The following is a 17,005-nucleotide window of genomic DNA, read 5'->3' on the forward strand; positions in this document are numbered from 1 at the left end:
AAATATCCCTCAGGGATGGGGATAGGGGGATAGTATTCAAGGCTCCCCAAGCCGCTCAAACACGCAAAAAACACCGAGAAAGATACAAGAACCTTTGAACGGCGCATTGCGCAATAGTCTCTCGAGGGGCGAAAGGGTTCGGGAGAAATGAGTTAAATTTGTAGCACATTATATCAATAAACAAAGATTATGACCCTATGCAACTAGACAAGCTCAAGGCCGTCTCTCCCGTCGATGGTCGCTATCGTGCGCAGGCCGAACCATTGGCTGCCTACTTCTCCGAGGAGGCGCTCATTCGTTACCGAGTGCGTGTCGAGATACTCTATTTCATCGCTCTAAGCAAGGAGATTCCTCAGCTATCTGGTCTACTCGATCGTATTGACGAGGAGAAGCTTCACGATATCTATCGCCACCTGACAGCCGAGGACGCCCTGCGCATCAAGGAGATCGAGTCTGTAACCAATCACGACGTCAAGGCCGTAGAGTACTATATCAAGGAGCAGTTCGATCGCCTAGGCCTGAGCGATGAGAAGGAGTTTATCCACTTCGGTCTGACCTCCCAAGATATCAACAATACCTCTTTCCCTCTGATGACTAAGGAGGCCCTTGAGCAGATATATCTACCAGCCCTTGATAAGGTCATTGATACTCTGCGTGCCTATGCCGAGGAATGGGCGAATATCCCCATGCTGGCTCGTACACACGGCCAACCAGCCTCGCCAACTCGTCTAGGTAAGGAGATACAGGTATTTGTCTATCGCCTAGAGCAGCAGAGAGCACAGCTGGTACAGATCCCTCATTCTGCCAAGTTTGGTGGAGCTACGGGCAACTTCAATGCCCATCGCATTGCCTATCCTACGCACGACTGGCTCGGGTTTGCAGCGAACTTCGTGAGCTCTATGGGGCTAATGCGTGAGAGCTATACGACACAGATTGCCAACTACGACCACACGGCAGCCCTCTTCGATGCCCTAGAACGCATCAACGTAATCCTCACGGATCTTGCTCGTGATATGTGGATGTATATCTCGATGGACTACTTCAAGCAGCGCATTAAGGAGGGAGAGGTTGGCTCGTCTGCGATGCCACACAAGGTTAATCCGATTGACTTTGAGAATGCCGAGGGTAATCTAGGCCTTGCGAATGCAATCTTTGGTTTCCTCTCTCGCAAGCTACCGATCTCTCGCTTGCAGAGGGATCTTACGGACTCTACTGTTCTGCGCAATATCGGGGTGCCTCTAGCACACACGCTTATTGCTCTCAATAGCTTGAGTAAGGGTCTAGGTAAGGTGCTGCTCAATCAGGAAGCCCTAGAGGCCGATCTAGAGCGCAACTGGGCTGTGGTGGCCGAGGCACTCCAGACGATCCTTCGTAGAGAGGGCTACCCTAAGCCCTACGAGGCGCTTAAGGCTCTTACCCGTACCAATGAGGCAATCACGGCGGACTCGATCGCCAAGTTTATCGACACGCTTGATGTATCTGAGCAAGTCAAGAGTGAGATGCGCCAGATTAGCCCAGCGACCTATCTAGGCTACTAATCATACGCAATAGATACCCCGAGAGCGAGGAGAGGCATCTCTTTTGGATGTCACTTCTCGCTCTCGGAACTATTGAGCATACCACAGTCATTAATCGCAAAAACAATCCGAATAGATGAAGAAGAAGCAATACCTCAGACACGGTCTGCTAGGGCTGATGTTTATGAGTACTCTGAGCCTTTCGGCACAGAAGACGGGACGCCTAATCGACGAGGTCAATCCGTTTATCGGGACTAGTAACTTCGGTACGACCAATCCGGGCGTCGTCCTACCCAATGGTTTGATGAGCGTAACGCCTTTCAACGTGATGGGCGGTGGCGAGTTGAATACATTCGATAAAGATGCTCGCTGGTGGAGCACACCCTACTCGGCCGACAACAAGTATTTTACGGGCTTTAGCCACGTCAATCTAAGTGGTGTAGGTTGTCCAGAGCTAGGTAGCCTGCTCCTCTCGGCTGCCTCGGGAGAGCTAGATGTAGACTACAAGAGCTATGGCTCTACACTGAGCAAGGAGCACGCACACCCGGGCTACTATACAGCTCATCTAGATAAGCACAGCATCAAGGCCGAGCTGACGGCGACGGCACGTACCTCCGTCACGGCCTTTACCTTCGAGCGTGGAGGCAAAAGTAATATCCTGCTCAACCTAGGCCAAGGGCTGACGAACGAAAGTGGAGCGACTGTGCGCTTCGTCAATGACTCTACTATACTAGGTAGTAAGCTCATGGGCACCTTCTGCTACAATCCACAAGCCGTCTTCAACCAGTACTTTGCGATGCGCATCAGCAAGCGAGCTCCCGAGAGCGGCTACTGGAAGAAGCAGCCCCCTATGACGGGGACAGAGGCCGAGTGGGATCATGACCACGGGCGCAACAAGATCTACCGCTCTTATCGCCGTGAGATGAGTGGTAATGATATCGGGGTGTGGTTCTCTTACGATACGCAACCCGGCGAAACGATCTATGTGCAGACGGCAGTTTCTTTCGTTAGTGCCGAGAATGCTCTGCTCAACCTAGAGACAGAGCAGCCCAAGCTAGACTTCGCTGCCACACGAGCTCGAGCAGAGGAGGCGTGGGAGCAGGCGCTCTCTCGCATCGAGGTAGAAGGCGGTAGCCCAGATCAGCGTACGATCTTCTACACGGCGCTCTATCATTTGCTCATTCATCCCAATATCCTGCAAGATGTCAATGGCGAATACCCCATGATGACTAGCCTCAAGACGGCCAAAACCAGCCACAACCGCTATACGGTCTACTCGCTCTGGGATACGTATCGCAACGTGCACCCACTACTCTCTCTGCTCTACCCGGAGAAGCAGTTAGATATGGTACGCACGATGATTGATATGTACAAGGAGAGCGGCTGGCTACCCAAGTGGGAGCTATATGGTCGTGAAACGCTTACGATGTCGGGCGACCCATCTATCACAGTAATCAACGACACTTGGCAGCGTGGTCTAAGGGACTTCGATGTCGCTACCGCCTACGAGGCGATGCTCAAGGGGGCGACGACACGAGGCAAGGACAACCTACTACGTCCCGATATTGATGACTACGTCAGCCGTGGATACATTCCGCTGAGGGAGAAGTTCGACCACTCGGTGTCTAACTCTCTCGAGTACTACATTGCCGACTGGAACCTCGCACGCTTCGCCGAGAGCCTCGGTAAGAAAGCTGATGCCAAACGCTTCCATCAGCGCTCGCTAGGTTACAAGCACTACTACGACAAGGAGTACGGTTTGCTGCGCCCCATTACACCCGATGGCAAATTCCTATCTCCCTTCGACCCCGTCTTGGGGCGTGACTTCGAGCCTAACCCCGGTTTTCACGAGGGCAACTCTTGGAACTATTCATTCTTCGTGCCACACGACGTCAAGGGGCTTGCTAAGCTGATGGGTGGCGAGCGCAAGTTCGTGGCTAAGCTACAGAGTGTATTCGACAAGGGTAACTACGACCCAGCCAACGAGCCTGATATCGCCTATCCATTCCTTTTCACCTACTTCCCCAAGGAGGCTTGGCGTACGCAGAAGATTACCAAAGATCTGTTACAGACAGTCTACCACAATGCGCCCAATGGTATCCCGGGCAATGATGATACGGGTACTATGAGTGCGTGGGCGATCTACACGATGCTCGGGTTCTACCCCGACTGCCCGGGGGATATGAGCTTTGCGCTTACGACGCCGACCTTCAAACGAGTAACCCTGCATCTAGACCCTAAGTACTATAAGCAGCCTAAGCTCGTTATTGAGCGTCAAGGAGCGGAGGCTGATACTTACTTCAAGCGCCTCAAGGTTGGCGATAAGACGCATAGCAACCGCTATCGTCTGAGCAATGAAGAGCTCGTGAACGCAGGTCAAATCGTATTCTTCACTCAAGATAAGCACTAGCTGCCAAGAAGTCGAAGAGACAATAAAAGCAAGGAGGGCATCATCGCATTGCATGATGTCCTCCTTGCTTTTATGATGCTGTACTTAAGATCCCTATCCCTCTTACTTGACCTCAGACTTGAAGGGGAACTCGGCAGAGGGCTGATGCATCTGCTGCATCAGTTTGCTTAGTCGTCGTACCACCTTGGGGTGCTTATGGGCGACATTGTTATGCTCGCCTAGGTCACTGTCTAGTCGGTATAGCTCATATTGAGGTTGCCCAGAGTTCACTTGTAGGGCAATCAGTTTCCATACGCCTTGTCGAATAGCCATTTTGCCCCCCTCCTCATGAAACTCCCAGTAGAGTGGGCGTGTAGGGGACGGGCGGCTGGTGCCTCCTTGCCACAGACCTAGAAGGGAGCTGCCATCGGTGCGCTCTACAAATTGAGGCTGCTTGAGCATCTCTGCAAAAGTTGGCAAGAAATCCCAAAAGGCAGCGGGGGTATTAGCCTCTGTCTTTGGCTTGATTTGCCCCGGCCAAGTAGCAATCATGGGTACACGAATGCCACCCTCATACAGATCTCGTTTGGCTCCTCTGAGTGGGCCATTGCTGTCGAAGTACTCAGGGTTGGCTCCACCCTCACGGTGTGGTCCATTGTCGCTCGTAAAAACAATCAGCGTATTCTCCTCTACTCCTAGGGCTCTAAGCTCCTGAACGAGCTCGCCTACATATAGGTCTAGCTGACCGACCATGGCAGCAAATGAGGCATGAGCATCGGGTGTGCTGGGATAGTCGTGCTTGTATTGGCTCTGCCATGGGCGAGGCTCAACCTTGCCTCTGTAATACTGATAGAGGCCTCTGTGTGGCAGATTGAGCTCTGCGTGTGGGAGCGTGTAGGTCATCATCGCCATGAAGGGTTTACCTCTATGCACAGACTGGCGAATGAAGTATTTGGCATCTTGCTGAATGAGATCTGGGGCGTAGGTAGACTGGCGCTTGCCAGAGTTCTCGGGGAGGGTAACTCGAGAGCGATCCGCCCAGAGATGCTCGGGGTAGTAGTGGTGTGAGATGCGCTGGCAGTTGTAGCCGTAGAAGCGATCGAAACCTCTGTCTTGTGGTTCGGCTCCCGAGGCAGGTGCTCCCAAGCCCCACTTGCCGAATAAGCCCGTAGCATACCCCACAGAGCGAAAGAGTGTGGCTAGTGTGGGGACATCAGCCATAGGCATCTGCCCCTCGGGTTTGATCTCCTTATTGCCTCTTATTTTGGTATGCCCAGTGTGCAACCCTGTCATCAATGAGGCACGAGAGGGGGCACTCACGGTACACCCAGCATAGAAGTCTGTGAAGCGCATACCACGGTCAGCCAAAGCATCTATGTGTGGTGTCTCGATGATTTTCTGCCCATAGCAGCCGATATCTCCGTAGCCTAAGTCGTCGGCTAGAATGAAGATGACATTTGGGCGCTCGCCTCCCTCGGCGAGCAATGGACTAATTGACCCAATGAGGCAGAGGGGCAGAGCTATTGTTCTAGTCATAGGCTTGTATTGCTGTCATGATTGATTGTTTGTGAGCCCTAAAATTGCCCAAATTCTGTCAACCGACCAAACGCCTCTTCTGCGTTTTTAAGAAATTAACACTTTGTGTGATGTTTGGCGAGGTTTGCGATTGATATTCTCTCTCTTGCCTAGAAAATGCTAAACCTCGTATTTGCCCTCTAGGAGGCTCTCTGCCGCGTCCGATGCCGCTCCCGCACTGCATACCTAGTCAACCCCAGATATGCGTCTAAAACGCGATCTTTGTAATTTCTTGATAGTCATTTGTTTGTGGTTTTTCTTGGGGGCGATTAATAAGTCTGATGCTCATTTTTCGTCTTTTCTTCCCACCAATCTTTGTAGATTGACGGACACGTCGCAGAGGATTGGTCCACCAATGTCCAAAAATCTTCCCACCAATCCTCTGAATCCATTCTGCTAGTTCTTATGAATTGCTCATTTATTCCTCAATAATTGAACCTAATGTCTTAACATACCTTAACGAAAGAGTAGAGGAATGAGCGTGTAAAATTAGATCTGTCTGTCCTCATGCATGGCTAGAGCTAGGCGAGGGCTGAGAGTTGATGAATCGCTTTGTTTGCACACACAACCATAGATTTTGATGCTCGGTGTGCATGAGTGAACCCTCGCATGATAGCAAATCGGCTGGCAAAGAGCCTCGATGTAGTAGGGGCGAAATCTAACTTTGTGATGATTGGCCGAATGTAGGGTTCTAGAGTCTATTGACTTTTGTCTAATCTTTACATATACATAATGCCCAACCTCTACGTTATATAGAGAAAATAAGGGCGATATTCGGCAAAAAAATCGTACCTTAGCTTCCCAAATATATAGAATAACGAAAATCATTGATCCAGTATAAAAATGGTTGATGCAGAAGATAGAATAATAGATATCAAGATCGAGGAGGCCATGAAGACGGCCTACATCGACTACTCTATGTCGGTGATCGTCTCTCGTGCTCTCCCCGATGTGCGTGATGGTTTCAAGCCCGTGCATCGTCGTGTCTTGTATGCGATGAACGAAATCGGCAACACGCACGATAAGCCTACTCGTAAGTGTGCCAATGCCGTTGGGGAAGTGCTCGGTAAGTACCACCCACACGGCGACTCATCTGTCTATGGGACGCTTGTGCGTATGGCTCAGCCTTGGAGTCTTCGCTATCCGCTGATAGAGGGGCAGGGGAACTTTGGTTCGGTCGATGGCGACTCGCCTGCGGCCATGCGTTATACCGAGAGCCGTCTGAGTCGCTTGGCTGCAGAGATGCTCCGCGATATAGAGAAGGAGACGGTAGACTTCCAGAACAACTTCGACGATACGCGTCAGGAGCCAACGGTGCTACCTACCCGTTTCCCAAATCTTCTGGTCAATGGCTCTGCAGGTATCGCTGTGGGGATGGCCACGAATATGCCCCCACACAACCTCTCGGAGTGTATCGACGGCTGTGTGGCCTATATCGATAGCGCAGAGACGATCGATGTGGAGGGCTTGATGAAGTACGTCAAGGCTCCAGACTTCCCCACTGGGGGCTTTATCTACGGCTATGCTGGCGTGAAGGAGGCTTTCGAGACGGGGCGTGGACGTGTCGTGATCCGTAGTCGTGCCGAGATTGAGCAGCACAATAACCATGAGCGTATCATCATCTCCGAGATTCCCTATCAGGTGAATAAGGCTGAGCTGGTGCGTGGTATCGCAGACCTTATCGGGGAGAAGCGCATCGAGGGCATATCCAATATCTCGGACGAGTCCAACCGTAAGGGTATGCGCATCGTCATCGACATCAAGCGTGATGCCAATGCCTCGGTAGTCCTCAATAAACTATACAAAATGACGGCGCTACAGAGTTCCTTTAGCGTCAATAATATAGCCCTCGTCAAGGGGCGTCCGCAGCTACTCAACCTCAGAGATCTGATCGCACACTTCGTGGATCATCGCTTAGATGTCGTGACACGCAGATCTGTCTATGAGCTGCGTAAGGCTCGTGAGCGTGCACATCTGCTCGAGGGCTTGATCATCGCAGTAGACAATATAGACGAGGTAGTGAGCATCATTCGCTCTTCTAGCGAGCCGCAGGAGGCTATCTCTCGTCTGATGGAGCGCTTCAATCTAAGCCTCATTCAGGCTCGTGCTATCGTAGACATGCGTCTAAGAGCCCTCACGGGGCTCGAGCGAGATAAGCTCAAGGCAGAGTATGCCGAGATTATGGCCACGATTGAGTACCTAGAGGGGCTGCTCGCCGATCGTGCGCTGCGTATGGGCGTAGTGCGTGACGAGCTGATCGAGATCAAGGAGAAGTTTGGCGATGAGCGTCGTAGCGAGATTGTCTATGCCGCCGAGGAGTTCAATCCAGAGGATTTCTATGCCGACGACGAAATGGTCATCACCATTTCTCATCTAGGATATATCAAACGTACGCCGCTATCTGAGTTCCGCACGCAGAGCCGTGGAGGGGTAGGTAGCAAGGGTAGTGATACTCGAGATGAAGACTTCATCGAGTACATCTATTCGGCTTCGATGCATGCCACGATGCTCCTCTTCACTCAGATGGGGCGCTGCTACTGGCTCAAGGTGTACGAGATCCCAGAGGGGGCCAAGAATGCTAAGGGACGTGCCATACAGAACCTGCTCAATATCGAGCCGGGCGATCGTGTAACGGCTTTCATTCGCATCAAGAATCTGACTAAGGATGTCGAGTTTACCAAGTCGCACTACCTCTTCTTTGCCACCAAGCGTGGTGTCGTCAAGAAGACACTGCTAGAGGCATACTCTCGTCCCCGCACTACGGGTATCATTGCCATCAACCTGCTCGAGGGTGATGAGCTAGTAGGCGTGGCTTTGACCAATGGACGTAGCGAGATTGTGTTGGCTAACCGCAATGGCCGTGCCGTGCGCTTCAACGAGAGCGCTGTACGCCATACAGGGCGTACAGCCACTGGTGTGCGTGGCATGATCCTCGATGACGACGGCAAGGACGAGGTGATCGGTATGCTAGCTGTCAAGGACGCAACCAAGGAGTCGATCCTAGTGGTTAGTGAGCATGGCTTCGGTAAGCGCAGCAATGTCGAGGACTACCGCATTACCAACCGTGGTACCAAGGGGGTCAAGACACTTAATATTACTGATAGGACGGGTGTGCTGGTGGCAATCCGCAGTGTAACGGACGAGCATGACCTGATGATCATCAACCGCAGCGGTGTGACGATCCGTGTGCATGCCAGAGATCTGTCTATCATCGGACGCAACACGCAGGGCGTGCGCATCATCAATCTAGATAAGCGTGGCGACGAGATTGCTTCCGTGTGCCGAGTAATGGCCGAGGACGAGCTCCCCGATGCCGATGCGATAGAAGTAGACCCAATGGCTCAGCCATCTGCAGATATGGTTGAGGGCGGGGAGATGCAGCAGGGCGATGCCGATGCAACGGAGCCAACAGACGAAGTGTAATAATAGAAGCAATAGATTATCAACTTCAAACAATACAAACCGATGAAGAAACTGATTTATGTAGCAGCACTAGGCCTCGTGGCCACAGGTGCTTTTGCTCAGAAGGCTAACGTGAAAGCAGCCGAGAAAGTAGCAGACAGCAACGTGGCCGAAGCTCGCAACTTGGCCAAGGCTGCTCGTGAGCACGAGGAAACTAAGGCAGACCCCTATGCATGGTATGTATCTGGTCTGATCGAGCAGAAGGAGTTTCGAGGCGAGCTCGTCAAGGCTCAGCTACAGCAGCCACACAACGAGGCTGTGATGTATGGTGCTCTGATGGGCGAGGTGCCTTACCTGCTCGAGACTTATCGTCTAGAGAGTATCCCCAACGAGAAGGGCAAGGTTAAGCTCAAGTATGCCAAGAAGGCTAAGGATATGCTCCGTGAGGACCACCCACTGCTCGTAAATGCTGGCTACTTCTACATTCAGAATAAGGAGTATGACAAGAGTGCAGAGGCTTTCGACCACTATATCAAGGTAAGAAAGCACCCTCTATTCGCCGACGATAAGGCTATCGCTACCGTTGATACTGCGATGCTAGATGCCTCTTATCTGCTTGTGGCTGCCTGCTACGAGGGTAAGCTCTACGACAAGGCTGTAGCTTATGGTCAGCAATTCAAGGATCAGGACTATAAGGGCGACGATATTCATCAGCTCATCTCAGCCTCTCTGCTGGCTAAGGCTGACACGGTCGCTGCTATGAAGGTGCTTGAGGAAGGTGCTGCCAAGTTCCCCAAACAGCCCTACTACTTCGGCAATATCATCAATATCTATGCGATCCAAGGCAACAACGATGGAGCTATCGACTACCTAAACAAGGCTATCAGCCAAGATCCTACCAATACTAACTACCTCATCGCTATGGGTGGTCTGTATGAACGCAAGGAAGACTGGACTGCTGCAGCCGACTGGTACAAGAAGGCGCTTGAGATCAAGGGTGATGACTTCGATGCCAACCACAACCTCGGTCGCTCATACTACAATCAGGCTGTTACTCTGCTCAACGCTGCAGAGCTAGACAAGCTCACCGAGGATAAGGCTAAGGCTCTGTTCGAGAAGGCTTATCCATACCTAGAGAATGCCTACAAGCAGAAGCCTGACGAGGTGTACTACGTGCTTGCCAACGTTTGTGACCGTCTAGGCAAGAAGCAGCGCTACGACGAGATCATGGCTGCGCACAAGTAATACTTATAGGGGCTTTGCCTCTAGTATAACGTAATATATTAGCCCTAGACGTGTGGAGAGTAACTCCGCAGTCTAGGGCTAATCTTTTGGAGCTGTGAAATCACTATTATGTCTATACCTATACGCACCATCGGGCGATATGCTCTCTCTCGACTGCTAGACTTCGTCTATCCGCCTCTGTGTGCCGTTTGTCGCGCTCGCCTGCACACCGAGGAGCTGGCGATCTGCACGTTCTGTACCCTTGGGCTTAGGCACTACGAACCCTCCACCATGGTAGCACACGAGCGCCTATATAGCTCTGCCGTTTTTCGAGATCTGTACGCTCTCTATGCCTACGAGAGAGGGACGCAGGTTCAGAAGCTGATTCATAGCCTCAAGTATCGAGGGCATGCCGATGTAGCCCAGCTGATTGGCAGTACTGCTCTTGAGCTATATCCCCAATGGATGGGAGCCTATGATTTAGTCATTGCTGTCCCCATAGAGCAGAACCGCCTTATGGAGCGTGGCTACAATCAGGCACTCTCCGTGGCTCGTGTCATCGCCAAGGGTTTGGGTGTTGAGGCAAGCGATACGCATATTCGACGGCAACGAGGTAGTCATTCGCAGACTCAGCTGACCCGTCAGGAGCGAATGAATAATACCGCAGACGCATTCTACCTACCCAATGAGGAGAAAAAATACCTAATAGGTAAGCGAGTGCTACTTGTCGATGATGTGCTGACCACTGGATCCACTATTCTGGGTATATGTGTTCATTTAGAGTGTGTTGGAGTCGCTTCTGTTGATGTTTTCGTAGCCTCTGTTGCTGTTTAGGGATACCTAAAAAGTATTAGAAGCCCAGTTGGGTAGAAAATAAAATACCTATAAGTAGGTATATATTTCGGAAACTTTACTACCTTTGCTCTCAGAATAAGAATTTGATTTATCACTTAAACGGTTTTTACGACAATGGCACATGTTATTACTGATAGCTGCGTAGCTTGCGGCACTTGCATCGACGAATGTCCAGTATCAGCTATCTCAGAAGGCGCTATCTATGTGATTGACGCAGACACTTGCATCGACTGTGGTGCTTGCGCTAGCGTTTGTCCTACAGAAGCAATCCACGCATAAGTAAGTCCTACCAAGAGTGCCACAGCTCCTCAGGTGAGTTTCGGGTACTTTAGGGCAAAGGTCAAAGCGACTATTCTTAGTATAGGAGCATTTTTTGAAGTTTGAGAGATGTCGGGGTTTGGCTCTAGAGTTCTAGAGTCAAACCTCGGCTTTTTTAGTTTTGGGCAAACAGATTATCGTATAGCAGTGTTCTTGATACAAACGTTATCATCATAATGACAGAGCATAAGCAGGCCTATTACTATATCAGTCCGTTGAGCGATCCTTTCTACAACATTGCCCTAGAGGATTATCTCTACACTCAGATGAGAGATGTAGGGTGCATCTATTTTTTTTGGGTCAATAGCCCCTCCGTGTTTATGGGGCGCTACCAGTGTGCCGAGGCGGAGAGCGATGTGCAGTATCTCATCGAGCAAGGCATACCAGTGCTGCGTCGAGCCTCTGGTGGTGGCACGGTCTATCACGACGCTGGCAATCTTAACTACACTTGTATCCAGAATGATCTGGCAGGGAGAGGATTTGATCTGCGTGCTTTCCCTAGACCGATCGTCGAGGCGATGCAGAGGCAGGGTGTGGAGCTTGAGATCAGCCCTAGAGGAGATTTGAGGCTTGAGGGGTATAAGGTGGGCGGCTCGGCCGAAGCGACCAGATCGGGGCGTATGCTCTACCATATGTCGCTACTATTCGATGCCGATCTCGACCAGCTAGAGCGGGTCCTACAGGTTGATCACGATGTGCAGGTTCGCTCACGAGTGCCGTCTGTGCGCTCACGGGTAAGGAACCTCAAGACAGTATTGCCCAGTGTTGCGACGATTGATAGCTTTCGAGATCTGATTCTCTCGGCTATTGCTCAGAGATATGAGGCGCTACTCCCGCTGGAGCTTCCGCTAGAAGCCGAGGCCTATGTCGCAGCAATACAAGTCGAACGCTACGCCAATCCAGAGTGGATACACTCGAGTGTAGGGCGTATGACCCAAAAGGGAGGGTAGTGAGATGAACGAATGGATTGATTTTGGCTCATACCTCAGAGAGCGCTTTGGCGGGCGGCGTGTGCAGAAGATCACACTGAGTGCAGGCTTTACTTGCCCTACACGTGATGGGACCCATGGCCGAGGTGGGTGTACCTATTGCAATGTCAAGAGCTTTAGCCCTGCTTTCGCCATTAGGCAGAAAAGTGTGAGTGAGCAGCTGCGTGAAGGGATTGCCTTCTTCTCACACAAGTACCCCGATATGGAGTACATCGCCTACTTCCAGTCCTACACCAATACGTACGGAGAGGTAGAGGAGTGCATTCGTAAGTACGAAGAGGCCCTTGCCTATCCCAGTGTCGTCGGGCTGATTATCGGTACCCGTCCAGACTGCATGCCCGACGAATTGCTGAGCTATCTGTCGGATCTGGCCAAGAGGCACTTCGTCATCGTCGAGTATGGTGTGGAGAGCACGCTTGATAGAACCCTCGAGAGAGTGCAGCGTGGCCATAGCTGGGCTACGAGTGTGGCGACTATTGAGCGCACGCACCGAGCTGGTATTATCGTTGGGGCACATCTAATTTTAGGCTTGCCCGGAGAGAGCAGAGAGGAGCAGCTCGCTCATGCCGATCGGCTCTCCGCTCTCCCCATCACGACGCTCAAGATACATCAGTTGCAGATCATCAAAGGTACGATCATGGCAGCCGAATATCTCGAAGATCCCTCCGACTATCATCTCTATACAGAGGAGGAGTATATCGAGCTATGCCTAGACTTCCTAGAGCGTCTAAGACCGGACATCGTTATCGAACGCTTCGTGTCGCAGTCCCCTATGGAGCTATTGCTTGCGCCTCGCTGGGGGTGGAAGAATTATCAGTTTACCGAGAAAATACGCAGTGGCCTACGTGCTCGTCAGGCTCTAGCCAATTCCAGTACTAAGCAATGAAACAGAAGCTACGTAATTCTCTCAAATATAGTACCTATCGACGGCTATCTCGGGCCAAACGCTTCGTGCTCAATAGGCGTGGCGATGGAGTACACTCTCCGTATGCTTTTCGACTAATTAGTAAGGTTATCCGCAACCCTTACCCCTACACGTGCTTCGAACCTCTGGCTCGGGCAGGTAGAGAGCGAGCTGAGGCCCTACGTAGTGAATATGGCGATAGGTGTATCTATCGCCGTCGTGTCTTGGAGTTGGTCTTTCGTTTGGTCATGGATCATCGCCCAGATCGAGTTTTTGTTTTGGCTCCCCATGAGAGCCTTTTGCCTCTCTACGTACAGGCTATCTCTACTGCTCTACAAATGACCCACATCTCTAGGCTAGATAGTTCAGCGGCTGCACATATCGCTACGGCTGACTTCATTATCGTAGAGGATATGCTGGAAGAGGAGTTTGTGCTACTAGAGCAGATGCTCCTAGCTGCTTGCGAAGTGGGCGAGCTCAAGCAGGTGCTGATTAATCGAAGTAACCCCATGCTTCGTCGGTATAGCCAGCACCTTAGGTCAGTTCTAAGGCCAGATGTGGCGTTTGACTTGCTCCATTTGGAGCTATGGGTCTGGAGAGAGGCTATTACTCCCGGGCGATACAAGGTCTATTATTAGCCCAGTTTCATGGCCTAATAGCATGTTTATCCGATTTTTAAGGCTTATTTTTGCTGTGTAATCACTAATAAACTCTATCGATGAATACAGAAAAATATAAACTCTACACCAAGGGTGGGGATAAAGGTATGACCTCCTTGGTCGGGGGGCAGCGTGTCCCTAAGTATGACCTACGCATCGAGAGCTATGGCACTATTGATGAGCTGAACTCATTCATTGGCCATCTGCTATCTTTTGATCTAGAAGAAGCCGATCGTAAGACTCTCACATGGATGCAGCATAAGCTCTTCTCTGTCGGCTCTTATCTGGCTACCGACCCTAATGATGGCTCATTCCACATGGAGAGTCGTGTCACGGATGAGGCAATCGAGCGAGTAGAGCGAGAGATCGACCGTTTGGACGATTTGGTGCCTCCCATTAAGGCTTTTATCTTGCCCGCAGGTGGGGCTATTCCAGCGGCTGCACATATCTGCCGCACGGTGTGTCGTCGAGCCGAGCGTTGCATCTACAGGTTAGATGCCGACCAAGGACAAGTTGAGGCTCAGGTGCTTCGCTATGTCAATCGTCTGAGTGACTACTTCTTTGCTCTAGCGCGTAAGGAAAGCTATCGCCTCAACGGGGAGGAGATCACTTGGCTCTACGAGCACGATTAGCTTATCGAGGGCTGCTCTTCGGCCAAGAATAGGAAGGCAAGAGCCGTAATATCTCTGCCCTTAGTGGGCGTAAATACATCGAGGGGCTGTGTCAAAATTTATTTTTGGCGCAGCCCCTCTTGTATGAGGTCAAGTGAATAAAGACCATGATACACGCCTCCATATTAGGAAGCCTCACGATACATGACTACTGGGGCCCCGTACTTTAAGATTGCTGGGGGCTCCAAAGAATTGTTGAGCCAAACATATCCCTATCAGGCCTTAATCACGGTAAATGTCGGACGCTCCATAATGTTCCCTCCTCCTCCTAAGGTTACACAATACTTTCTCAACCTTGAATGTTTCGTTCTTTGGGAGCATTATACCCTGAGTATTGTCTTTCGTTTAGCTGGGGGTTGAAAGTTCATAGCCTAGCCCTGAAAATTTATTGATCTGTGTGCAATTCTTTAGAGTAAGCTTAGCTCTATATAGATCAAGGTTATCTCTATATAGAGCAAGACTATCTCTACATAGAGCTAAGCTTGCTCTAGACTGATCCTTCGCTGCTTTTTTGATCTAACTAATGAGCATTGATGGAAATTCTGTACTTTTGTAACCTATAACTGATTACAAAGACTACAGGCTACATATAATATGTATAGGACGAGAACTTGTGGCGAACTTCGCCTCAATCACGTAGGAGAGATCGTTACACTTGCAGGTTGGGTACAGAGAGCTCGCCGTATGGGTGGCATGACATTTGTTGATCTGCGCGACCGCTATGGTATCACTCAGTTGGCTTTCAACGAAGAGCATACTGGGAGTGAGCTTGCTGCTCAGGCTCAGGAACTGGGGCGTGAGTATGTGATCCAAGTGGTGGGTGTGGTGTCTGAGCGCTCAAGCAAGAATGCCAATCTGCCTACTGGGGATATCGAGATTGAAGTTAAGGAACTGAAGATCCTTAATGCCTCCGAGACCCCTCCTTTCACGATTGAGGACGCTACCGACGGTGGCGATGATCTGCGTATGAAGTATCGCTATCTCGACCTGCGTCGAAATGCAGTGCGTGCCAATCTTGAGCTAAGACACCGCTGTGCTCTAGAGGTTCGTCGCTATCTAGACGGTGAAGGCTTCCTAGAGGTAGAAACGCCTGTGCTCATCAAGTCTACTCCAGAGGGGGCAAGAGATTTCGTAGTGCCTAGCCGTATGAACCCCAACCAGTTCTACGCTCTCCCTCAGAGCCCGCAGACCTTCAAGCAGTTGCTGATGGTCAGTGGCTTTGACCGCTACTTCCAGATCGTTAAGTGTTTCCGTGACGAAGACCTCAGAGCTGACCGACAGCCAGAGTTCACTCAGATAGACTGCGAGATGAGTTTCGTAGAGCAGGAAGATGTACTTACGGTCTTCGAGGGCATGACGGCTCACCTCTTCAAGGAGCTTAGAGGTGTAGATATTCCACTCCCACTGCCACGCATGAGCTTCGCCGATGCAATGCGTTTGTATGGCTCGGATAAGCCTGACACACGTTTCGAGATGAAGTTTGTGGAGTTGATGGACGTGATGCAGGGCAAGGGCTTCCCAGTCTTCGACTCGGCCGAATATGTTGGTGGGATTTGTGCTAAGGGAGCTGCTAGCTACACACGCAAGCAGATTGATGCGCTAGTGGACTTCGTTAAGCGTCCGCAGATTGGAGCCACAGGCCTAGTTTATGCCCGTGTAGAGGCCGATGGATCTGTCAAAAGTAGCGTAGATAAGTTCTATACTCAAGACGACTTGCAGGCGCTCAAGTCCAAGATGCAGGCAGAGGTAGGCGACCTGATGCTCATCATGTGTGGCGAAACTAATAAGACACGTAAGCAACTCTGTGAGCTGCGCCTAGAGGTTGGCTCTCAGCTTGGTCTAAGAGATAAGAATCAATTTAGCTGTCTGTGGGTAGTAGACTTCCCACTGGTGGAGTGGGACGAAGAGACGCAGCGCTACTATGCTATGCACCACCCCTTTACCTCTCCTAAGCCAGAGGACATTGAGCTACTGAAGACCAACCCTGCACTTGTACGTGCCAATGCCTATGACATGGTCATCAACGGCGTCGAGGTAGGCGGAGGGTCTATCCGTATACACGACAGCCATCTGCAAGCAGAGATGTTCCAAGTATTAGGCTTCACGCCAGAGAAGGCGCAGGATCAGTTTGGCTTCTTGATGAACGCCTTCAAGTATGGTGCTCCTCCTCATGGAGGTATTGCCTATGGTCTAGACCGATTGGTGTCGCTCTTTGCTGGGCTGGATAGTATCCGTGATTGCATTGCCTTCCCAAAGAACAACGCTGGGCGTGATGTGATGATCGACGCGCCATCTGTCATTGACCAAGAGCAGCTCGACGAGCTGTACCTAGATATTCGTCCGTTCAATAAGTAGGACGATCCTAGACCCCACTATACGTGGGCTTATTATAGCGATGCCAATGTTAGCCTTGAGCAGTGTTTGAGGTGGCTGGGGCGTCGGGGACTATTCAAAAAGTAAGCGTTTACGCAGAAATAAAAGGATAGGGGCTGTGTCGAAATC

At 50.9% G+C, this 17,005-nt stretch carries 12 protein-coding genes; 11 read left to right on the plus strand and 1 reads right to left on the minus strand.

The genetic code is table 11. The features are described from left to right. The first annotated feature begins 197 nt into the window (after nucleotides 1-197). Nucleotides 198-1,538, plus strand: coding sequence for an adenylosuccinate lyase (gene purB / locus HQ48_RS01055; RefSeq protein WP_044231292.1), 1,341 nt, complete (start codon nucleotides 198-200; stop codon nucleotides 1,536-1,538). Between the two features lie 115 nt (nucleotides 1,539-1,653). Further along, the gene (locus tag HQ48_RS01060) at nucleotides 1,654-3,927 is read left to right on the plus strand and encodes a GH92 family glycosyl hydrolase (RefSeq protein WP_081969678.1); all 2,274 of its coding nucleotides are present in this window, start codon (nucleotides 1,654-1,656) and stop codon (nucleotides 3,925-3,927) included. 102 nt (nucleotides 3,928-4,029) lie between these two features. Here the strand turns inward: HQ48_RS01060 and HQ48_RS01065 are convergent, their stop codons facing one another. Then, a complete protein-coding gene (locus HQ48_RS01065) occupies nucleotides 4,030-5,442 on the minus strand; it encodes an arylsulfatase (protein WP_044231293.1) in 1,413 nt (470 codons plus the stop codon). Between the two features lie 882 nt (nucleotides 5,443-6,324). Here HQ48_RS01065 and gyrA point away from each other — a divergent pair. The 9 genes from gyrA to aspS all read left to right on the plus strand — a co-directional run bounded on the left by gyrA (nucleotide 6,325) and on the right by aspS (nucleotide 16,858). After that, nucleotides 6,325-8,904: a DNA gyrase subunit A gene (gene gyrA, locus HQ48_RS01070; protein WP_044231294.1), complete on the plus strand. Its 2,580-nt coding sequence runs from the start codon at nucleotides 6,325-6,327 to the stop codon at nucleotides 8,902-8,904. A 42-nt stretch (nucleotides 8,905-8,946) separates the two neighbouring features. Further along, nucleotides 8,947-10,128: a lipopolysaccharide assembly protein LapB gene (locus HQ48_RS01075; protein ID WP_052408909.1), complete on the plus strand. Its 1,182-nt coding sequence runs from the start codon at nucleotides 8,947-8,949 to the stop codon at nucleotides 10,126-10,128. 108 nt (nucleotides 10,129-10,236) lie between these two features. Next, the gene (locus HQ48_RS01080; RefSeq protein WP_044231295.1) at nucleotides 10,237-10,941 is read left to right on the plus strand and encodes a ComF family protein; all 705 of its coding nucleotides are present in this window, start codon (nucleotides 10,237-10,239) and stop codon (nucleotides 10,939-10,941) included. A 135-nt stretch (nucleotides 10,942-11,076) separates the two neighbouring features. After that, nucleotides 11,077-11,241, plus strand: a complete 165-nt coding sequence (locus HQ48_RS09125; protein WP_081964709.1) for a DUF362 domain-containing protein — start codon at nucleotides 11,077-11,079, stop codon at nucleotides 11,239-11,241. A 215-nt stretch (nucleotides 11,242-11,456) separates the two neighbouring features. Continuing rightward, complete coding sequence (locus HQ48_RS01085; RefSeq protein ID WP_044231296.1) at nucleotides 11,457-12,230, plus strand: lipoate--protein ligase family protein; 774 nt, start codon at nucleotides 11,457-11,459, stop codon at nucleotides 12,228-12,230. 4 nt (nucleotides 12,231-12,234) lie between these two features. Further along, the gene (locus HQ48_RS01090; protein WP_044231297.1) at nucleotides 12,235-13,155 is read left to right on the plus strand and encodes a TIGR01212 family radical SAM protein; all 921 of its coding nucleotides are present in this window, start codon (nucleotides 12,235-12,237) and stop codon (nucleotides 13,153-13,155) included. After that, nucleotides 13,152-13,811: a hypothetical protein gene (locus HQ48_RS08940; RefSeq protein ID WP_052408910.1), complete on the plus strand. Its 660-nt coding sequence runs from the start codon at nucleotides 13,152-13,154 to the stop codon at nucleotides 13,809-13,811. The genes HQ48_RS01090 and HQ48_RS08940 overlap by 4 nt, the downstream gene beginning before the upstream one ends. A gap of 80 nt (nucleotides 13,812-13,891) precedes the next feature. Beyond that, a complete protein-coding gene (locus HQ48_RS01100) occupies nucleotides 13,892-14,464 on the plus strand; it encodes a cob(I)yrinic acid a,c-diamide adenosyltransferase (RefSeq protein ID WP_044231298.1) in 573 nt (190 codons plus the stop codon). Nucleotides 14,465-15,097: 633 nt separating this feature from the next. Continuing rightward, nucleotides 15,098-16,858 carry an aspartate--tRNA ligase gene (aspS, locus tag HQ48_RS01105; protein ID WP_044186790.1) on the plus strand — a complete coding sequence of 587 codons (1,761 nt, stop codon included), beginning with the start codon at nucleotides 15,098-15,100 and terminating at the stop codon, nucleotides 16,856-16,858. Nucleotides 16,859-17,005: the final 147 nt, after the last annotated feature.

This window comes from Porphyromonas sp. COT-290 OH3588 (genome assembly GCF_000769075.1).
In the GTDB taxonomy this organism is placed as follows: domain Bacteria; phylum Bacteroidota; class Bacteroidia; order Bacteroidales; family Porphyromonadaceae; genus Porphyromonas.

Bases quoted from the DNA above. Each gene is read 5' to 3' on its own strand.
- purB (WP_044231292.1), top strand. From the start codon at position 198: ATGCAACTAGACAAGCTCAAGGCCGTCTCTCCCGTCGATGGTCGCTAT.
- HQ48_RS01060 (WP_081969678.1), top strand. From the start codon at position 1,654: ATGAAGAAGAAGCAATACCTCAGACACGGTCTGCTAGGGCTGATGTTT.
- HQ48_RS01065 (WP_044231293.1), bottom strand. From the start codon at position 5,442: ATGACTAGAACAATAGCTCTGCCCCTCTGCCTCATTGGGTCAATTAGT.
- gyrA (WP_044231294.1), top strand. From the start codon at position 6,325: ATGGTTGATGCAGAAGATAGAATAATAGATATCAAGATCGAGGAGGCC.
- HQ48_RS01075 (WP_052408909.1), top strand. From the start codon at position 8,947: ATGAAGAAACTGATTTATGTAGCAGCACTAGGCCTCGTGGCCACAGGT.
- HQ48_RS01080 (WP_044231295.1), top strand. From the start codon at position 10,237: ATGTCTATACCTATACGCACCATCGGGCGATATGCTCTCTCTCGACTG.
- HQ48_RS09125 (WP_081964709.1), top strand. From the start codon at position 11,077: ATGGCACATGTTATTACTGATAGCTGCGTAGCTTGCGGCACTTGCATC.
- HQ48_RS01085 (WP_044231296.1), top strand. From the start codon at position 11,457: ATGACAGAGCATAAGCAGGCCTATTACTATATCAGTCCGTTGAGCGAT.
- HQ48_RS01090 (WP_044231297.1), top strand. From the start codon at position 12,235: ATGAACGAATGGATTGATTTTGGCTCATACCTCAGAGAGCGCTTTGGC.
- HQ48_RS08940 (WP_052408910.1), top strand. From the start codon at position 13,152: ATGAAACAGAAGCTACGTAATTCTCTCAAATATAGTACCTATCGACGG.
- HQ48_RS01100 (WP_044231298.1), top strand. From the start codon at position 13,892: ATGAATACAGAAAAATATAAACTCTACACCAAGGGTGGGGATAAAGGT.
- aspS (WP_044186790.1), top strand. From the start codon at position 15,098: ATGTATAGGACGAGAACTTGTGGCGAACTTCGCCTCAATCACGTAGGA.